At 72.0% G+C, this 19,521-nt stretch carries 10 protein-coding genes and 1 pseudogene; 10 read left to right on the top strand and 1 reads right to left on the bottom strand.

Annotated elements, in window-relative coordinates; all coding sequences use genetic code 11:
* Nucleotides 1–727: 727 nt before the first annotated feature.
* The gene (locus OG819_RS34865; RefSeq protein ID WP_266653114.1) at nucleotides 728–1,015 is read right to left on the bottom strand and encodes a 4'-phosphopantetheinyl transferase superfamily protein; all 288 of its coding nucleotides are present in this window, start codon (nucleotides 1,013–1,015) and stop codon (nucleotides 728–730) included.
* A 61-nt stretch (nucleotides 1,016–1,076) separates the two neighbouring features.
* Between OG819_RS34865 and OG819_RS34860 the strand changes: the two genes are divergently transcribed.
* The 10 genes and pseudogenes from OG819_RS34860 (at nucleotide 1,077) to OG819_RS34815 (ending at nucleotide 19,086) form a co-directional block, all read left to right on the top strand.
* Nucleotides 1,077–9,203 carry an SDR family NAD(P)-dependent oxidoreductase gene (locus OG819_RS34860; protein ID WP_266653112.1) on the top strand — a complete coding sequence of 2,709 codons (8,127 nt, stop codon included), beginning with the start codon at nucleotides 1,077–1,079 and terminating at the stop codon, nucleotides 9,201–9,203.
* Nucleotides 9,200–9,967, top strand: coding sequence for a thioesterase II family protein (locus OG819_RS34855; RefSeq protein ID WP_266633972.1), 768 nt, complete (start codon nucleotides 9,200–9,202; stop codon nucleotides 9,965–9,967). The genes OG819_RS34860 and OG819_RS34855 overlap by 4 nt, the downstream gene beginning before the upstream one ends.
* A 134-nt stretch (nucleotides 9,968–10,101) precedes the next feature.
* Entirely contained in the window at nucleotides 10,102–10,572 is a 471-nt protein-coding gene (locus OG819_RS34850) for a flavin reductase family protein (protein ID WP_266635170.1), read from the top strand.
* Between the two features lie 64 nt (nucleotides 10,573–10,636).
* Nucleotides 10,637–11,926 (top strand): acetyl-CoA carboxylase biotin carboxylase subunit family protein, encoded by a 1,290-nt coding sequence (locus OG819_RS34845; protein WP_266633974.1) that lies wholly within the window; start codon nucleotides 10,637–10,639, stop codon nucleotides 11,924–11,926.
* Nucleotides 11,927–12,227: 301 nt separating this feature from the next.
* The gene (locus OG819_RS34840) at nucleotides 12,228–13,847 is read left to right on the top strand and encodes a carbamoyltransferase C-terminal domain-containing protein (protein ID WP_266633975.1); all 1,620 of its coding nucleotides are present in this window, start codon (nucleotides 12,228–12,230) and stop codon (nucleotides 13,845–13,847) included.
* Between the two features lie 311 nt (nucleotides 13,848–14,158).
* A pseudogene (locus tag OG819_RS34835) lies at nucleotides 14,159–14,562 on the top strand (transposase); the annotation flags it as partial.
* Nucleotides 14,563–14,924: 362 nt separating this feature from the next.
* Nucleotides 14,925–16,094: a sensor histidine kinase gene (locus OG819_RS34830; RefSeq protein ID WP_266653110.1), complete on the top strand. Its 1,170-nt coding sequence runs from the start codon at nucleotides 14,925–14,927 to the stop codon at nucleotides 16,092–16,094.
* Entirely contained in the window at nucleotides 16,091–16,750 is a 660-nt protein-coding gene (locus OG819_RS34825) for a response regulator transcription factor (RefSeq protein WP_266653108.1), read from the top strand. The genes OG819_RS34830 and OG819_RS34825 overlap by 4 nt, the downstream gene beginning before the upstream one ends.
* 114 nt (nucleotides 16,751–16,864) lie before the next feature.
* Nucleotides 16,865–17,506, top strand: coding sequence for a GPP34 family phosphoprotein (locus OG819_RS34820; protein WP_266653106.1), 642 nt, complete (start codon nucleotides 16,865–16,867; stop codon nucleotides 17,504–17,506).
* Nucleotides 17,507–17,526: 20 nt separating this feature from the next.
* Nucleotides 17,527–19,086, top strand: coding sequence for a carboxylesterase family protein (locus tag OG819_RS34815; RefSeq protein ID WP_266653104.1), 1,560 nt, complete (start codon nucleotides 17,527–17,529; stop codon nucleotides 19,084–19,086).
* Nucleotides 19,087–19,521 lie beyond the last annotated feature (435 nt).

The following is a 19,521-nucleotide window of genomic DNA, read 5'->3' as shown; positions in this document are numbered from 1 at the left end:
GCGATGCGGGCCGTAGCAGCAGCGAGGACACCGGCAACAACCCCCTGCCACTCCAGCGCGTCGGCGTCCGCGTCACGCGGGCGCTGCGGCGTCCGGCAGAGCTGGTCCAGAAAGACTGGCGGGTCACAAAGGTCATGGCGGCCGATCACACGCACACCGCGCTCGCTTTGTGCACGACGGCCGAGGACGTGAGCGGGCTGAAGAACGAGCTGGTGCGGGAGCGGGGGCTGTCGCTCCCGGAACTGGTGGAGCGGAGCAAGAGCCACTACCTGATCTCTGGCGCGACGTTCACCCAGGTACTGGGCGGCAACCAGCTGCCCACGACGGAGTGGCTGTACATCTTCCTGGCCGCATGCGGGCTGGAGGAGGACCGAACGATCATCTGGCACTTCAACATGCGGCACCAGCGGCATGGGAACGTCCTCCCGCCGGAGCCGCCGGAGCCGCCGGAGCCGCCGGAGCCGCCGGAGCCGCCGGAGCCGCCGGAGCCGCCGGAGCCGCCGGAGCCGCCGGAGCCGCTTGACGACGTCGATCGACGTCGTCAAGCGCAGCATCGTGCAGGCTGCTGCCGTCATTGGGTAGCCGGGGCGCTGTCAACACCCGCTTCTGAGCCGTACGCCCGCACCCCGGCCCCGCATCCGAACTCCGCATTCCCGGCCGCACGCCTCGGCGTCATGGCGGGCGGTCGGGCCGCCCCCGGCCTGCGGCCGTCCGTCCGCCGCAGGCCCTACAGCCGGTGGACGACGGCTGTCAGGATGAGTCCCCGCCCGACCCGCCAGCGGCCGTGCAGTTCGCGTAGTTGTCTGCCCTCGCGGTCGCGGCCCTCGAGCAGCAGCCGCGCCCGCAGGACGCCGCCGTCCGGGTCGATTTCGATCGCGGCGTCGTCGAAGCCGAGCCAACTGCCGACGAGCGGGAACCAGGTCTTGTAGACCGACTCCTTGGCGCTGAACAGCAGCCGGTCCCAGTGGACCGTCGAATCGTGGCGGGCCAGGTCGGCGAGCATACGTTGCTGCACCGAGCACCTCGTCGTCCTCTCGGCGCGCACGTCCGAGCAACTGAACTCCTCCGCAGCGGAGTTGGCCGAGTTCGTCGCCCGCGCTGACGTCGACCTCGCCGACCTCGCCTTCACCCTGCAGACCGGCCGTGAGGCCATGCGTGAGCGGCTCGCGCTCGTCGTCACCTCGACGGCCGGCCTGCGCGAGGCGCTGAGCGGCTTCCTGGCCGACGGCGCCGCCGCGGCCACCGGTGTGTACCGGGGCAGCCCGGCGGCCGCCGGCGCGGGCCTGATCGCCGAGCTGGCCGACGAGGACGTACGCGAGCTGCTGGTCGAGCGCTGGGCGCGGGACGGGAAGCTCTCCAAACTCGCCGCCGTATGGGTCGAGGGCCTGGAGATCGACTGGGAGCCGCTGCACGCCGGTGCCGGGCGCCGCCGTGTCGCCCTGCCCACCTACCCGTTCGCCCGCGAGCGGTACTGGATCGCCGACCTCGCACCGGTCGCTCCGGCCGGTCGCGCGGGGGAGTCGGCGGGCATCGCGCGAGAGTCCGCCCGGCCCGGCCCGTCGGTCACGGTCACCCAGGCCCCGGCTGCCTCCTTCACCCCGGCCGTCGCGTCCACCCCGGCCCCGGCTGCCTCGTCCACCCCCGCCCCGGCCGCGTCCGTCGAGGACGTGTCGGCGCGGTCGGGCGAGTCGCTCGACGTGGAGGTGCCGCGCATCGTCCGTGCCGTGCTTGCGCGGGCGTTGGCCATGCCGGAGGAGGACATCGTCGCCACCGCCGCCTTCGCCGACTACGGGCTGGACTCCATCCTCGCCGTCCGCGTGGCCCACGAACTCGGCGAGGAGCTGTCGCTCGACCTCGACACGGGCGTCCTGTTCGACCACAGCACCGTGCGCCGCCTCGCCGCGCACCTGCTGGCGGCGCACCGCGACGACATCGGAATCGCCCGGCCCGCCGTACGACCCGAACCCCCGACCGCCGCGTCCCCGGCGTCGGAGCCGGAGTCGTTCGCGACGGCACGGCCCGCGGCCGGACGGGAGACGGGCAGCGGCGCCGAGGCGCGTCCGCCCATTGCCGTCATCGGGATGAGCGGCCGGTTCGCCGGCTCGCGCAACCTCGACGAACTGTGGGCGCACCTCGCCGCGGGCGACGACCTGATAACCACCACGACCCGCTGGGACACCGCAGGCGACGCGGATGCCACGGGCGCGCTGCGCGGTGGATTCCTCGACCACGTCGACGAGTTCGACTCGCTGTTCTTCAACGTCTCCGGCGTCGAGGCGCGCGGCATGGACCCGCAGCAGCGGCTGTTCATGGAGGAGACCTGGAAGGCCCTGGAGGACGCGGGATACCCGGCCCGCGCCATGAACGAACGGCGCTGCGGCGTCTACGTCGGCTGCTGGGCCGGTGACTACCCGGGCGGCGAGGGCGAGTCCGCCCCCGTGCAGGGACTGTGGGGCACTATGGGCTCCGTCATCCCGGGCCGTGTCTCCTACTTCCTCAACCTCAGGGGACCCGCCCTGGCGGTCGACACCTCCTGCTCCAGCTCCCTCGTCGCCATCGACCTGGCCTGCAAGGACCTGTGGTCGGGCGAGACGACGATGGCCCTGGCCGGCGGGGTGTTCGTCCAGTCGACACCGCGCCTGTACAGGCTGGCCGGACGCGCCGGAATGCTCTCGCCCTCCGGCCGCTGCCACACCTTCGACCACCGCGCGGACGGTTTCGTGCCGGGTGAGGGGGTCGGCGTCGTGGTCCTCAAGCGCCTCGACGACGCCCTCGCCGACGGCGACCACATCCACGGCGTCATCCGCGGCTCGGGCGTGAACCACGACGGCGCCACGAACGGACTCACCGCGCCCAGCTCCCTGTCGCAGGAACGCCTGCTGCGCGACGTGTACGACACCTTCGGCGTGGACGTGCGGCGCATCGGCCTGGCCGAGGCGCACGGCACCGGCACGAAGCTCGGCGACCCCATCGAGTTCGGCGCCCTGACCCGGGCTTTCCGCGAGGGCACCGACGACTCGGGCTACTGCGCCCTCGGCTCGGTAAAGACCAACCTGGGCCACACTCAGTTCGCGGCCGGTGTCGCCGGAGTCCTCAAGGTGCTCCTGGCGCTGCGGCACCGCCGGATCCCCGCGTCGCTCCACTTCGAGGAGGCCAACGGGGCGATCGCCCTGGAGGACAGCCCCTTCTACGTCAATACCCGCACCCAGCCCTGGCACAGCCCCGCCGGGGTGCCGCGCCTCGGCACGGTCAGCGCGTTCGGCGCCAGCGGGACCAACGCCCACGTGGTCCTCGAAGAGGCGCCGGAGCGGGTCCGCGCCGCGCTGCCGCACCGCGCGGCGCACCTCGTCGTGCTGTCCGCCCACTCCCGCGAACAACTCGGCGAGCAGGTGGAGCGGCTGGCCGCGCACTGCCGCAGCCACCCGGAACAGGGCCTCGGTGACCTCTCCTACACCCTGACCGCCGGACGGGAACACTTCCGGTACCGGTTCGCATGCGTCGTACGCGACCACGACGACCTGGTCCGCGTGCTGGCGGCCGGGACCGCCGGACCCCGCGCCGTCACCGGTGACGCCGGAGCGGACCGCGAGCGGGACACAGCCGACCTCGGCCGCGAGACCCTGCGCCGGTGCGCCGACCCCGCCACCGACCCCCACACCCTGCGCGCCGAACTGGAGTCGCTGGCCGACCTGTTCGCAAACGGCGCGGACCTCGCATACGAGGAGGCGTTCACGGCCGGCGCGTACCGCCGCGTGCCCCTGCCCACCTACCCCTTCGCCCGGGTCGGCCACTGGGCCGGCGCGGCCCTCCCCGCCGAGACGCCGGCCCCCGCGACCCCAGCGGCGGCCCCCTCTGCCGAGCCCCCGCACGCCCAGGCCGCGGCCCCGACACCTCCGGCCGTTCCGGTAGAGGCCGCGCCAGCCGCCGGGACCGTCCCGGCCCCCGCCGTGAGCGGCCCCTCACACACCCGCGTCACGTTCGCCGAGACCCGGAGCTTCCTCGACGACCACGTCGTCCAGGGACGGCATGTCCTGCCCGGCGTGGTCTACCTGGAGATGGCCCGCTCTGCGGCCGCCGACCTCCTCGGCGTCTCCCCGGCCGACACGGTGCGTCTGCGCAACGTCACCTGGGTGCGGCCCGTTGTGGCCGACGGCACCGCGCCGGACGGCGTTCCGGCCGACGTCGAACTTCTGCTGCGCCCCGCGTCCGGCGGCGTCGCCTTCGAGTTCCGTTCGACGAACGAGGAGGCCGCGGTCTACTGCGAGGGACGCCTCTCCCGGTCCGACGCGCCGCGCCCGCCCCGCATCTCGCTGTCGGAGCTACGCGTGGGCTGCCGGACCATGGTGAGCGGCGAGCGGATCCACGCCGCGCTCGTGGCCCGCGGCATCGACCACGGCCCGGCGCTCCGCGCCATCCGCGAGGCGCACACTGGTCCGGGCCTGGTGGTGGCCGAACTCCGCGTCCCGGACGCCGCGCCGACGCCCGAGCGGCCCTTCGTACTGCACCCCTCGCTCCTGGACTCGGCCATCCAGTCCTCGGTGGCCCTCCTCCTGGCGGGCGACGGCATGCCCGAGGGCACGTCCGTGCCCTTCGCGCTCGAACAGCTCGACGCCTTCGCGCCGTGCCCCTCGTCCATGTGGGCCGTCGTCCGCACGGCGGACGCGCCGGGCGCGGAGAACGCGCTCAGCCGTCTGCACATCGACCTGGTGGACGACTCGGGGGAGGTGTGCGTCCGCATGACCGGCTACACCGCCCGCCGAATCGCGGCGCCGCCGCCGTCGCTGTTCGCGCCGATCTGGGACGTCCTGCCCCCGCACGCCCTCACCGGCGTCCTTCCCGGCGACGACGACCACGTGCTCGTCGTGGGCGGCGACACCAGGCAGCGGGACCGTCTCGCACGGCGGTTCCCGCGCGGCACGACCTGGCACCTGCCCGCCACCGCGTCCGCCGACGACGTGGCCGACGCCCTGCGCGCGTCGGCGCCGGTCGACCATCTGGTGTGGATCGCGCCGGACACGGAGATGGAACCGACTGACGCGGACCGTCTCGTCGCCGCCCAGACGGACGGCGCCGTCGCGGCCTTCCGCATGATCAAGGGCCTGCTGCGCACCGACCACGACACGAGGCCGCTCGGCCTCACCCTGGTCACCCGGCACGCCCTGGCCACCCACCCGAACGAGCGCCCGCGGCCGGCATACGCAGGACTGCACGGCCTGTTCGGCTCGCTCGCGCTGGAGTACACCAACTGGTCCGTGCGGCGGGTCGACCTCGGCGACGAGCCGTGGCCGGCCGACCTCATGGCGCTGCCGACGCACGCCCGGACGGACTCCTGGGTCCACCGCTCCGGCCAGTGGCTGACCCGCCGCTGGGCCCCCTGCGAAGTCGCGGCAACGGTCGGCGCCCCCTACCGCGAGGGCGGCGTCTACGTCGTCGTCGGCGGCGCCGGAGGCCTCGGCACCGCGTGGACACGGCACGTCGTGGAGCGCTTCGGCGCCCACGTGGTCTGGATCGGCCGCAGCCCCGAGGACGCGGCGGTCAGGGCCCGGATGGACTCCGTGCGCGGCCGGGGCTCCGTCCGCTACGTGCGAGCCGACGCCACGGACGAGGCCTCCCTGCGGGACGCCTTCGACCGGATCAGGTCCGCGTTCCCCCGGATCCACGGCGTCGTGCACGCGGCCCTCGTGCTGCGCGACCAGAGCTTCGCCGGGATGGACGAGGAGACCCTGCTCGCGAGCCTGTCCGCCAAGGTGGACGCCGCCGTCACGACGGCACGCGTCCTCGACGGCGAGGAATTGGACTTCGCGCTGTTCTTCTCCTCCGTCCAGTCCTTCGCGACGACGGCTGGACAGGGCAACTACGCGGCCGGCAGCGTCTTCCTCGACGCCTGGGCCCGCCTCCTCGACCACCACTGGAACTGCCCCGTCAAGGTCATGAACTGGGGCTGGTGGGGCAGCCAGGGCAGCGTCTCCTCCGACTTCTACCGCCGGCGCATGGAGCGTACGGGACTGGTCTCCATCGAGGCGCCCGAGGCGATGGAGGCCCTCGACGTGCTGCTCGGCGGCCCCTACGACCAGCTCGGGTTCGTCAAGCTGACCACGGTCGACGCGCTGACCGGCGTCGAGCCGTCGGTGCGGACGGCCATGCGCGCCGGGACCGCCACGCGGGTGCCCGCGCACGCGCTCACCACGCGCGAGACCCCGGGCGAGGAGCGGGATGTGCTGCGTGCCGTCGCCGCCTGGCGAGCGGAGGAACGCGACCCCTTGCTCGGACGGCTCCTGCGGGCCCACCTCGTGGAACTGGGCGCGCTCACCGAGGTGGAGGATGCTCCCGCCCCGACCGAGTCCGAGTCCGACGCCGACGCCGAGGCGCGCCTGCGGCGGGCGGGCGTCCAGGAGCGGTACCTGCCCTGGCTGCGCCAGGCCCTGCGGGTGATTCCGGACTCCACATCGCCCCTGCACGCTCTCCTCACCGAGTGGGACGAGCGCCGGCAGGCGTGGTCCGCGGACCCGGGCCTCAAGGCGGAGCTGGAGCTCGTCGACGCCACGCTCCGCGCGCTGCCCGACATCCTGACCGGCGTCAGGCGGCCGACCGACGTCATGTTCCCGCGCGGCTCCTTCGAACTCGTCGAGGGCTGCTATCGCGACACCCCGGTGGCGGACGCGTTCAACCACGCCGTCCAGGACACCGTCGTCGCCCTGGTGACCGAGCGGCTGCACGAGGATCCCGGTGCGCGGATCCGAGTCCTGGAGATCGGTGCCGGCACCGGCGGCACCAGCACCGGCCTGTTCCAGGCGCTGCGGCCCCACCAGGACAGCATCGACACCTACCTGTACACCGACCTGTCCAAAGCGTTCCTGAACAACGCGCGCCGGGTTCACGGACCCCATGTGCCCTATCTCGACTGCGCGCTGTTCGACGTCGAGCGGCCGCTGGCCGGCCAGGGCATCGAGGAGGGCGGCTACGACATCGTCGTCGCCGCGAACGTCCTGCACGCCACCGCCGACATCCGCAACACGCTGCGCAACGCCAAGGCGGCGCTGCGCGGGGGCGGTTGGCTGGTGCTGAACGAGCTGTCGCGCTTCGACGTCTTCAGCCACCTCACCTTCGGCCTGCTGGAAGGCTGGTGGCTGTCGACGGACACCGGGCTGCGCCTCCCCGGATCGCCGGCGCTGTCCCCCGAGGGCTGGCGCGACGTCCTGCACGGCGAGGGCTTCCGGACCGTCCTGTCCGTGCTGCCGCAGGCGGACGCCCTCGGCCAGCAGATCATCGCGGCCGAGAGCGACGGAACCACGCGCCAGCTCGCCCCGGGCCGACAGGCGACCCCCGTCGTCCCGGACGCTCCTTCGTCCGTGACCCTCCCGTCGTCCGTGACCGTCCCGGAGCCGGGGTCCCCGCCGGAACGAGTTCATGAGCCGGAGCCGCGCTCGACCGGAGCCGACGTGGGCGAGGTGCTGACGGACCATCTGCGGGAGTCGGCGGCGACGGTGTTGGGCGTGCCCGCAGAGCGGATCGACTCCGCCGTGCCCCTGACGTCGTATGGGCTGGACTCGCTGCTCGTCCTCCAGTTGACCCAGGCGATCCGTGCCGATCTCGGCGACGACGTCTCCTCGACGCTGCTGTTCGAGGTCGAGTCCGTCGACGGGCTGGTGGAGCACTTCCTGGCCGAGCGGCCCGACGCGGTGGACGCGCTCGTGGCAGCCACCCGGCCGGCGGCGCGGGAAACGGCCGGCCCCCAGGCCGAGGATGCGCCCGGCAGCGAGGCGGAGACCACCGAGCGCTGGGAACTCTCGCGCAGCCAGAGCAGGCTGTGGCGGGGGCACCGGCGCCACCCGGACGCCGCCACCTACAACATCCCGCTGCTGTTCGAGATCCACGGCGCCTTCGATGCGGACGCGCTGGAGGAGGCGTGCCGTGCGCAGTCGCGGCGCCACCCGGTCCTCGGCGCGGTCTTCCGCGAGACGGACGGCGTGCCGCACATGGACATCGACCGCGACCGCGCCATGACGTTCACCAGGACCCGCGTCACCGCGACCGCGCGTGACGAACAGCTGGCCCGCATCAAGGAGTTGGCCGACCAGCCGTTCGACCTGGCGGGCGGACCCCTCGCCCGGGCCCACCTCGTCACCCTGGACACTGGCACCGGGGTCCCGCGGCATCTGCTGCTCGTCACGGTGCACCACATCGTCATGGACGGCACGTCCGCGGCGGTCCTGGTGCGCTCCCTGAAGAACGCCTACAGCGAGGCCGTCGGAACGGGCGCGAGCATGACGACGCATCAGGAGAGCGTCACCTACGCCGACTTCGTCGCCTGGGAGACCGCGCTGCTGAAGAGCCCGAAGGCCCGCCGACACCGCGACTACTGGCTCGCGGAACTGCGCGGACCGCGCGACGAACTCGCCCTGCCCCGCGACCGGAAGGACACCGCCGCGCTTGCGCCCCGCACCGACGTCGTCCTGGCCCGGCTTACCCCGGAGGTCACGGAGGCCTTCGCCGCCCGGGCCCGCGCCCACCAGACCAGCGTGGCCACGCTGTTCCTTGCCACGTACACCGTCTTCCTGCACTCCCTCACCGGTCAGTCGGACCTGGTTGTCGGCTTCCCGACCGCCGGCCGCTACGAGGAGCGGTTCAAGGACGTGGTCGGCCAGTTCGTCAACTGCCTTCCGATCCGCTCCACCTTGTCCGACGGGGAGCAGTTCAGCACGCTCCTGGGCCGGGTCGGCCGGGCGGTCGTCCGGGGGATCGACCACGGGTCCTATCCCGCTTTGGAGATCGAGCGGGCACTCGCCCAGGAGGAAGGCAGTGGGACACCACCTCTGGTGGAAACCAACCTGATCTTCCAGAACTTCGACGGGGCGTCACTGTTCACCGGGGCGGACGGGGCGCTGCCGGGTCCGCTCGACCTGCGGCCCTTCGACGACCTGCCGGACTCCGGCGAGATGCCGGTGACCGTCGAGATCTACCGGGGGCCCGACGGCTACAAGGTGTTCCTGAAGTACGACGCGAACGCCTTCGAGGAGTCCACGGCCCGGGCCATGGCGGACGAACTGGGCCGCGTCGTCGAACACGTGGCCCGCGAGGCGGATTTCCGGATCGGCAGCCGCCCGTGGCGCGGCGCCACCGGCCCGGATCCGGCCGCCCCGGGCATGTCCGCGGACATGCCCGCCGACGAAGCGGAACCGCGCGAAGGGGACAAGCACGCATGACAGGCATAACGGCCACCTCGGCAGCACTGTGGCTGAGGCGATTCCACCCCGCACCCGCCGAGGGGCCGAGGCTCGTCTGCTTCCCCCACGCCGGAGGGGCGGCGTCCTACTACTTCAAGCTGTCGCGCACGCTGCACCCGTCCATGGAGGTGCTCGCCGTCCAGTACCCGGGACGGCAGGACCGGCGCGCTGAACCGCCCGTCGAAGACATCACCCGCCTCGCCGGCTTCGTCGCCGACGAGCTGCGTGCCGCCGGACCGCGCCCGACAATCCTGTTCGGGCACAGCATGGGCGCCCTGGTCGCCTACGAGGTGGCCCGCCGGCTCGAACGCCAAGGAGACGTTCCCCTGGCTCTGTTCGTCTCCGGTCGCCGGGCCCCTTCGACCAGGCGTCCCACGAGCCGCCCGATGCATCTCCTCGACGACGCCCGCATCGTCGAGGAACTCCGGGCACTGGACGGCACGCACAGACAGGTGCTCGAGGACGAACAAGTGCTGGCCATGATCCTGCCGACGCTGCGAAGCGACTACCGGGCCGTGGAGACATACGCGTACGCTCCGGGGCCGCCCCTGCACGTCCCCGTCATCTGCCTGGTCGGCAGGAACGACCCCCAGGCCACGGTCGGAGAGGCCGCGGTCTGGTCCGAGCACACCGCCCTGGGCTTCACCCTGCGGGTCTTCGAAGGCGGGCACTTCTACCTGGACAGCCGCGTCGACGAGATCGCGGACGTGATCCGCGCCAGTGCCACCGGAGGCACGTCGTGAGCCGCCCGGAGCACGCTGTGCAGGCCAGGCCCTCCGATGCGCCTGCCGCGGACCGCGGGAACCACGATGCCCCCGCGACCTGTACGACACCTTGGGCCGGGGCAGGCGCGCGGGGCGCGGTCTCCGCGCAGACGCTGCGCTCGGTGTTCAGGCAGCACGCTGCCGGCGTCGCCGTGATCACGGCACACGGCGGACACCCGGTGGGCTTCACCGCCACCTCGCTCAGCTCCGTCTGCCTGGAACCCCCGATGCTCTCCTTCGGCATCGCCACATCGAATTCGTGCTGGCCAGTCATCGCGGAGGCGCAGTACGTAGGCGTACACGTGCTGGCAGACCATCAGCGGGAACTGGGCGCCACCTTCGCCCGCAGCGGCGCGGACCGCTTCGCTCCTCCCACGATCTGGCATGTGGGCCCGGGCGGTGTCCCCCTTCTGGACGGTGTCCTGGCACGACTCGTCTGCAGGGTCTCCGCTTGTATATCCGTGGCGAGCCACCGCATCGTCATCGCCGAGGCGCTCGACGCCGATTCCCTCAACAGCGGGCGGCCGCTGATTTATCACGACGGCGACTTCCACCGTCTTCCGGACAAGCCGGCAGCGGATTGACAGTCCCCCGAAAAGACCGGGCCGGCGACGCCGAAGCGCCTCCTTCACCCTCTAAGGAATCAATATGACGGACCACCGGCATGTCGTTCATGTCGCCTTCGACGATCACTTCCTGGACGTGGACACACTCGACGTCGACAACTACGACATCACGTTGCTGGTGGACAGCTACGCCGCTGGACGCATATCGAAGTCCCTGCTCGACCGGTTCGCCCGGGTCGGCGTTCTGAACCTGCCGGACGGGCTGGGTGTGGAGGGCTACGACCAGGTGGTGGATCAGATGATCGACCTGGTGAAGGACTTTTCGGAGGACTTCGGCCCCCCCGTTGCCGTGGTGGGCCTGTTCGAGTACACGACACTGCCCGCCGCACGCCTGCGGGAGCACTTCGCGGTCCCCGGCGTCGATGTCGGGACCGCGCTTCGCTTCCGCGACAAAATCCTCATGAAGCAGACGCTGCGCGAGGTCGTGCCAGTACCCCGGTTCTGGCCGGTCGGAGCGGCCACCACCGCGGCGGAGCTGACCGCCATCGTGTCCGGGCTTCCCGGCAAGGTCGTCCTCAAACCCACGCGGCAGGCCGCCAGCATCGGCGTCAGGCTCTTCGACCGAGGCGCGGACCTGCTGCAGTACGCCGACGCCGAGGGAATCCAGGACGGCTACGAGGTGGAGGAGTTCATCGAGGGAACGGTGTGCCATGTCGACGGCATCGTCCGGGACGGACGCGTCCTCTTCCTCAGCGCCGCCGAATATTTCCTCGGATCCTGTTTCACCTTCCAGAACAGCGGCGTGGGACCGCTGGCGTCCGTCACCATCGACGACTCAGCCCTGGTCCGGCGCATCGCGGACTTCACCGACCGTGTCCTGGCGGCGCTGGGGCTGCGGGACGGCTCCTTCCACCTGGAGCTGTTCCTCACCCCGAGCGGCGACCTGGTGTTCCTGGAGATCGCCAACCGCTTCGGAGGGGAGTACATCAGCCGGCACCTGAAGACCGTCTACGGTGTCGACCTGGTGCAGGAGTCGATCGCGTCGTGCATGGACCTGCCCTCCGCGATCGAGACACCCGCGACCCACCTCGAACTGGGCACCGACCGCCCTGGCGCCTCCGGCTGGATCTACTGCGCCTTGTCCGAGAAGGACCGCTGCCGGGTCAGGCGCGTTCACGGTCTCGACCGGATACCGAGCTCTGTCGTCTTCTCCGAGACCCCCGACATCGACCAGTTGCTCAACCACGAACTGGGACTGGCGGTGGCATCCGGCAGGTTCATCCTGACCGGTGCCAGCACCGCATCCATCAAGCGGGACCTGCGCGTCATCAGCGACGTGTACTCGATCGATGTCGAGACGGACACCCCGTGACGGGTTTCCCGGCCGGCCGTGAGTGGCCGTTGTGCGGGCCGCCGGCCGGGGTGGCCGACCGGCGTCGCGCGGCGGACACGGATCGGGCGGACCCTCGCCGTCAGCGTCGTCGCAGCCGTGGGCCCCCGGGCGTCCTTCGCGGAAGTGCCAGAACGGTCGTTGGAGAACTCCGGATCTCCGCTCGCGCATCGGGTGAGCGCTTCCGGTGTCCCTCGGCGAGACGAACCGGGCAGAGGGTCTCCTCGTCGGCCGTCGCGCCATGACAAACCATCCGTACTGCTTGACGAAGGGGGCACCACGCATGTGGGTTCTCGGTATCAACTGGAAGTTGCACGACAGCTCGGCCGCACTGATCGACGGAGACGGCCGGATCGTGGCGCTGGCCGAGGAAGAGCGGTTCATCCGGCTCAAGCACGCGCCGGGACGATTCCCCGTCAACGCCGCCCGGTACTGCCTGGCGACCGCCGGCCTCACCTGGCGTGACCTCGACACAGTGGCCATGGGCTGGGACATGCGGCGCTTCCGCACCTGGGAGGACGCCGAGCGAGCCGACATGTACGCCGAACTGTTCGGCCCCGAAGCCGCGGGGGAGGCCGGTCCGGAATTCGTCTTCGTTGAGCACCACCTGGCTCACGCCCTGTCGTCCTTCTACGCCTCGGGCTTCGAGCGGGCCGGCGTCCTGGTCGTCGACGGAAGCGGCGAGCTCGAGTCCGCCTCCATCTACGCGGGCGACCGGAGTTCGGGTCTCACCCTCAAACGGCAGTGGGCACGCGGCTATTCGATCGGCCTGATGTACGAGGCCGCTTCCGACCTGCTGGGCTTCGGAAGATTCGGCGCGGGCAAGACCATGGGCCTGGCCCCGTACGGCGTCGGCGGCGACAGCACGCTCATCCCCATGGGCGACCTGATCGGCGACGGCACCTGGCAGAGCAAGCCGCCCCTGGACGTTCCCGCCGATGTGGACTCCGATGTCCTGGTCAAGGAGTGGAAGAATTACTTCTCCGACCGTTTTGGCGCGGTGACCGCCACGACGGAGCACCTGGACAAGGACCCGGTGGCCGTGCGCATCGCCGCCAGCGCGCAGCGCACCGTGGAGGAGGCTTATCGGGCCTTCCACGCCGAGACGGTCTATCAAGCCGGCACCCAGGAGATCTGCCTGGCCGGCGGCGTGGCACTCAACTGCGTGGCCAACGGCAAGCTCCCCGAACCGGTATACGTGCCTCCCTTCCCTCACGACGCGGGTGTCTCGGTCGGCGCCGCATGGTCGATCTGCCCGCCCAAGCACAAGGGGGTGCTGGAGTCGCCGTATCTCGGCACCGATCTGTCCGTCGCCGGTCAGCAGTTGGACGATCTTCGCCGTGCGGGCTTCGTCGTCACCGAGTTCTCCCCGGATGCCGTCATCGAGTTGCTCCTCGAGGGCGCCATCGGTTCGGTGGCCCAGGGCCGGGCGGAGATCGGGCCGCGGGCTCTGGGACACCGGTCGATCGTGGCCATCCCCCATCCGGCCGACGTCCGCAACCGCATCAACACGCTCAAGAACCGTGAGCAGTGGCGCCCGCTGGCCCCCGTTACGCTGGCGGACTACGCCCCGGCGTTGTGGCCCGGCCAGGGACTGCGCGAGCGCTACATGGTGGGCAGCGCGGTCGTCTCCAGCCACGCCCGCGAGGTCATGCCGGCGGCGACACACCCGGTCGACGGAACCACACGCCCGCAGGTGATCGTGCCGGGGCAGGCACCGGTCGTCGAAAGCCTGCTGCACGGGCTGCGAACGGCCGGAGTGCCACCGGTGCTGGTCAACACCTCGTTCAACGGCCGCGACGAGCCCGTCGTCGACTCTTCCGCGGACGCGGTACGCACCTTCCTCGGCATCGGGCTGGACTTCATGGTCCTCGGCGACCACCTCGTCCGGCCCGGGGCGTAGGGACCGATGTTCATACGTGCCAAGGCCGGTGCGCCGCAGTGGAAGACACGTGCGGGCGAATTTCAGTAGTCGTCGCAACACATGATCACTGCTGTGTGGTGGCGAGCAGCTCAGGCAGGCGCTCGGCTGGGGCTTCCCAGCTGAGCGCCTTGCGCGGGCGGCTGTTCAGGTCGGTGGGCACTGTCACGTTGGCTGTGCGGGTGGGATGATCTTCTGGTTGATCACGCTGGGAGGGGTCGTCCGTGGGGAGCACGTCGCCGTCGTACAGGGGGCACCGGTACCCGGTCGAGGTGATCTCCCACTGCGTGTGACTGAACTTCCGCTTCCCGCTGTCCCACCGCGAGGTCGAGGAGCTGATGCTCCAGCACGGCGTCATCGTCTCCTACGAGGCCATCCGCCGCTGGTACGCCACGTTCGGCCAGGCCTACGCGAACGGACCGCGCGGCCGCCGGCCCCGGCCTGGCGACAAGTGGCGCCTGGACGAGGTGTTCGTCAGGATCAACGGGGGGCTGAAGTACCAGTGGCGGGCTGGCGACCAGGACGGCAACGTACTCGCCGTCCTCGTCCAGATCCGGCGGGACAAGGCCCCTCCCGACGCTTCTTCCGCAGGCTGATGAAGAAGACCCGCGCGGTGGCGTGGGTGGTCGTCACGGACAAGCTCCGTTCCTACGGTGCGGCCCCGGGCGACCGCGGTGTCCTGCCGGGCATCGTCCACGTCGACCTGGGCGCCCGCCCGGAGAGTGGATGCGCATCCGGCTGAGGTGGGATGTGAGCCGCTGCGTCGGCCCGGGCGGAATCCGTCTCCGCTGGGACGAGGAGACGGGCTGGGCGTACACCTACGTCGGCCCCGGATACTCCATCCCCCGAGGGCCCGCCACCTCACTCCAGCGCGTCTACGCGACAGCGGAGTCGGTTGCCGTCGCGGCCGACTCCGAGTTCGAGTCGCGTGGAGGTCACCACCCCGTGCGGGCGTGGTCGGGGGTGTGTCACATTCCGTCGGCTGCCAGTCTCGACGGCCACCGGGTAGGCGGTTGTCTCCTGAACGGCCCGGCCTGCGCCGCTGGGTAGGGTCGGGGCATGGAGCGCAGCAGCAGAGAGCCGGACGACGTGTTCGTCGGGGAAGCGCGGGGCGAGCTGTCGTCCCGGGCGACTCGGGCGCTGTGGTGGGGGTCGGCCGGTCTGGTGCTCGCCGTCCTGGGCACCTCGGTGCTCGTCGCCGGCGCGGGGCACGGCCGGCGACTGCCCGTGGCCCTGGTCCTGGTCCTCGTGCAGGTCTGCGCCCTGAGGTGGCAGGCGCGCGCCCCGGTCGCGGTACTGGCCGCGACCGCGGCGACGGGGCTCGTGGTGTGGGCGCTGCTGCCCGCGGTGACCTTGACGGGGGCACTTCTCGCGGCACAGGTCGCGTTGTGCGTACTGTCGGCCACCAGGCCGCGGCAGGTGTCGGTGCGGGCGCTCGCGGCGATGTGCCTGCCGGCGCCGCTGGCGTTCGGTGCGGGCGGCCTGGCGGGTCTGGCGGTCTATCTGCTGACGGTGGTCCTGGCGTGGACCGCGGGGCAGTGGCGCAGGGCGCAGCAGGCACGGACGCGGGCGGAGATGCGCCGGGCCATGGTGGAGGAGCGGGCGCGGATCGCGCGCGAGGTGCACGACGTCGTGGCGCACACCTTGTCGGTGATGGTCATTCAGGCGGGCGCCGCCGACGATGTGTTCACCCAGCGGCCCGAACAGGCGCGTCAGGCGTTGCGGGCCATCGAGACGGGCGCCCGCTCGGCGCTGGGCGAACTACGGCTGCTGCTGCATGCGTTCGGGCGCGGTGAGGGGGAGGAAGGGGCCGGGGAGCAGCGGGAGCCGGGGCCGTCGCTCGCGCGCCTGGACGAGCTGGCCGACACCGTGCGTGCGACCGGGATGACCGTGCGTGTGCACCGCGAGGGCGCCACCGACGGGCTGTCGGCTGCGGTGGATCTGGCGGCGTTCCGGATCGTCCAGGAGGCCCTCACGAACACGCTGCGCCACGCGGTGGGCGCCGACGAGGTGAGCGTGCGTGTGACGGCCGAAGGGGAGTGTGTGAAGGTCACGGTGGTCGACAACGGGCGTACGCCGCAGGGCGGTTCGGTCGCGGCGGGGGCGGGGCGCGGTCTGGTGGGGATGAAGGAGCGCGTCCGGCTTGTGGGTGGCAGTCTGCGCGCCGGTCCGCTGCCCGGGGGCGGGTTCGAGGTGGCGGCGCGGCTGCCGGTGGAGCGTGCGTCATGACGCTGCGCGTGGTGGTGGCCGACGACCAGATCCTGGTACGTACAGGATTCCGCATGATCATCGACGCCCGGGACGATCTTGAGGTGGTCGGTGAGGCGTCCGACGGCCGGGAGGCGGTGCGGCTGGTGCGGGAACTGGCGCCCGACGTGGTGCTGATGGACGTACGCATGCCCGTGGTGGACGGCATCGAGGCGACACGGCTGATTGTGGAGTCGGGTAGTCGGGCCCGGGTGCTCGTGCTGACTACGTGGGACGTGGACGCGCACGTGGTCGCAGCGCTGCGGGCCGGGGCGAGCGGCTTCCTGCTCAAGGACATGCGCCCTGCCGAACTCGTCGACGCGATCCGCCTCACGGCGCGCGGTGACGCACTGCTGGCGCCGGCCGTGCTGAGCCGTGTCCTCGACCGGTTCCTGCGCACCACGCCTGACCCGGCGCCGCCGTCCTCCCTGCAGGACCTCTCCGGCCGGGAGCGGGAGGTGCTCACCCTGATCGGGCAGGCGCTGTCGAACGCGGAGATCGCCGAGCGGCTGCGCCTGTCGGAGGCCACCGTCAAGAACCATGTCACCGCGGTGCTGCGCAAACTGGGCCTGCGCGACCGCGTCCAGGCCGTCGTCGCCGCCTACGACCACGGCCTCGTGCGGCCGCGCCGTCCTTGACAACGCCGCCTCCTCCTCAAGGAGGAGGCCGAGCCGCGGTCCTCCTGCGCTCCCAGTGCAGGTCCGTTCCCGTGGCCGATCCGTGGCCGGGGTAGCCGGCCCTAGCGTCGAGGTGTGATCGACGACCTGGCCTGCCTCATGTATCTGCTCGCCTACGACGACGTGGCCGAAGGCCTCTACGACCGTTCCCGGGCCCAGCTGCTGGTCCGTGCCGCCGCCCTGACCGACCTCGCGTTGCGCGGCCGGCTGGGTGAGGTGGGCGGCACGGTTACCGTGTCCGGCACGGAGCCGACCGGCGACCTGGTCCTGGATGGCGTGCTGCGCGACGCCGCCGGCGCCGGGCACGGCTGGAAGCACCTCATGCGCCGCCACCGCAAGCGGACCCTGACGGAGGTGGAGGACCGGCTTGGCGCGGCGGGACTCCTCACCCTGAAGGCGCCCCGCACCCGCTTCGGCACATGGCGGCTGACCGTGACGGACCGCGCCGTGCCCGCCGCGCTCCGCGGCCGCGTGTCCGCGGCGCTGCACGGAGACGGCCCCGTGGGGGAGATCCCCGCCGCCGACGCCGCGCTGCTGGCGCTGGCCGTGGCGGGCGGCGTCCGCTCGGTCGTGTCACGGCAGGACCAGAAGACCTTCCGGGCACGTATCGACGCCTGCACGGGGTGCCTCGGCGCCCTGGCGCCCGGACTGGAGAAAGCCGTACGCGCGCTACCGACGACCATGATCGCCGCGCAGGGCGGCATGGGCGGCAGCTGACCTGACCGGATGGGGAGACGATGACCATGCACCGCGTCCTGACCACCCTGGGCTGCGCCCTGACCGTCGTACTCGCGACGGCCTGGTCCGCAATACCCTCGCCCGAGCCTGCCCGGCCCACCACCACGGTACGCACTCACGACGGCCCGGTGCGGGGCGCCGCCCACGACGGCTACCGCACCTTCGAAGGCATCCCTTACGCGGCGCCCCCGGTCGGCAGGCTGCGCTGGGCGCCGCCCCGCCGCGCGGCACCCTGGTCCGGGGTACGGGACGCGACCCGGCCCGCGAGCGCTTGCCCGCAGCCGGCCGGCGAGGTGCCCGGCGGCAGCACCGACGAGGACTGTCTCCACCTCAACGTCACGACGCCCGACAGCGCAGGACCGGCACGCCCCCGGCCGGTGATCGTGTGGCTGCACGGCGGCGGCTTCACCACCGGAGCGGGCAACTCCTACGACGCCCACCGCATGGCCACCCGCGGCGACGCCGTGGTCGTCACCGTCAACTACCGCCTCGGCGCCCTCGGTTTCCTCGCGCACAGGGGGCTGCCCGGCTCTGGCACCTTCGGCCTGGCCGACCAGCAGGCGGCGCTGCACTGGGTCCGCACCGAGATCGGCGCCTTCGGCGGCGACACGCACAACGTAACGCTGGCCGGTGAGTCGGCGGGGGGCTACAGCGTCTGCGCCCAGCTCGCCTCACCCGCCGCCGTAGGACTCTTCGACCGGGCGATCATCGAGAGCGGCCCCTGCACAGGCCGCCCCGACCGGCCGTTCGCCCCGTCCTCTGTCCCCCTGAACGCGGCGCGCGCCGCGGGCGCGGACCTCGCGGCAAAGGTCGGCTGCGGCTCCGCCCGGGACGTTCTGGCCTGCCTGCGACGGGTGGGCGTTTCCCGTCTGCTCGCGGCCCAGGACACCGAGCAACAGCCCGCTCACACCACCCCGTTGCTGCCCAGCGACCCCGCGGCGGCGATCGCCGCCGGCCGCTTCCACCACGTTCCCGTGCTCATCGGCAACAACCACGACGAGGGCAACGGCTGGGCCGCCGGGATTGTCCAGGCCGGCCATCCCGTCAGCCCGGACACCTGGCCCGACGTCGTGGCCGCCTTCTTCCCCTCGCCGGGGCAGGCGAAGACGATCGTCCGGGAGTATCCGGTGCACCGCACCGACGGGGGACCGGTGTTCGGCGCGGTCATCGGCGACGCCGACTTCGCCTGCCCGACGGCGCGCGCCGAGGGCCTGCTCGCCGCCCATGTGCCCGTCTGGCGCTACGAGTTCGCCGACGAGCACGCCCCGCCCGTCACCTCGGGCACACCGCCGTTCCCGCTCGGCGCACCGCACGCGAGCGAACTCCCTTACCTGTTCGACCTGGGCCGCCGCCCCCGTGACCTGACCGCGGCACAGCACCGGCTGGCCGACACCATGATCGACTACTGGACCCGCTTCGCCCGCACCGCCGACCCCAACGGCCCGTCGTCGCCCCACTGGGCGCGCCAGACGGCGCTGTCCCTGGCGCCGGACCACATCGTCCCCACCCGCACGGCACAGCCCCGCCACCACTGCGCGTTCTGGAACGCCCTCGGATGACCACGGCCATGTAAGGGCCCGGTGTGGCGCAGCCACTACCCGCCGAGCAGACGGGATGTCGGCAGCACGTCTGCTCGCACCGTTTCGTTACGGGGGCGATCCGGGCTGAGGTCTGTCGCTTGAGCCGGGCGGGGACGGGGTGTGCTGCGTGATGCGTACTGTCGCTCCTGAGCTCCCGTCACGGCCCGGAACTCCTATCTCTGTCCCAGGGTGCGAACTGCGCGGCGTGTCGCGGGCGACGGCTCCGATGGCGCCTCGCCTGACCTGGCAGAACGAACTCCCCGGCCTTGCGCTCCCCGGTACGGGGTACAGGCCAGGCCCACGTCCTCATGGACCACTTCTGATCTGCTCCTACCGTGCCCTCGCACACACTCCCCAGCGATGGGTACGTGCAAGAGGTCCGAACGGATAACAGGGCGTCGCTACGGGCTCGCG

Source organism: Streptomyces sp. NBC_01549, from assembly GCF_026339955.1.
GTDB lineage: Bacteria > Actinomycetota > Actinomycetes > Streptomycetales > Streptomycetaceae > Streptomyces.
This window is presented reverse-complemented; position numbering and strand designations above follow the sequence as displayed.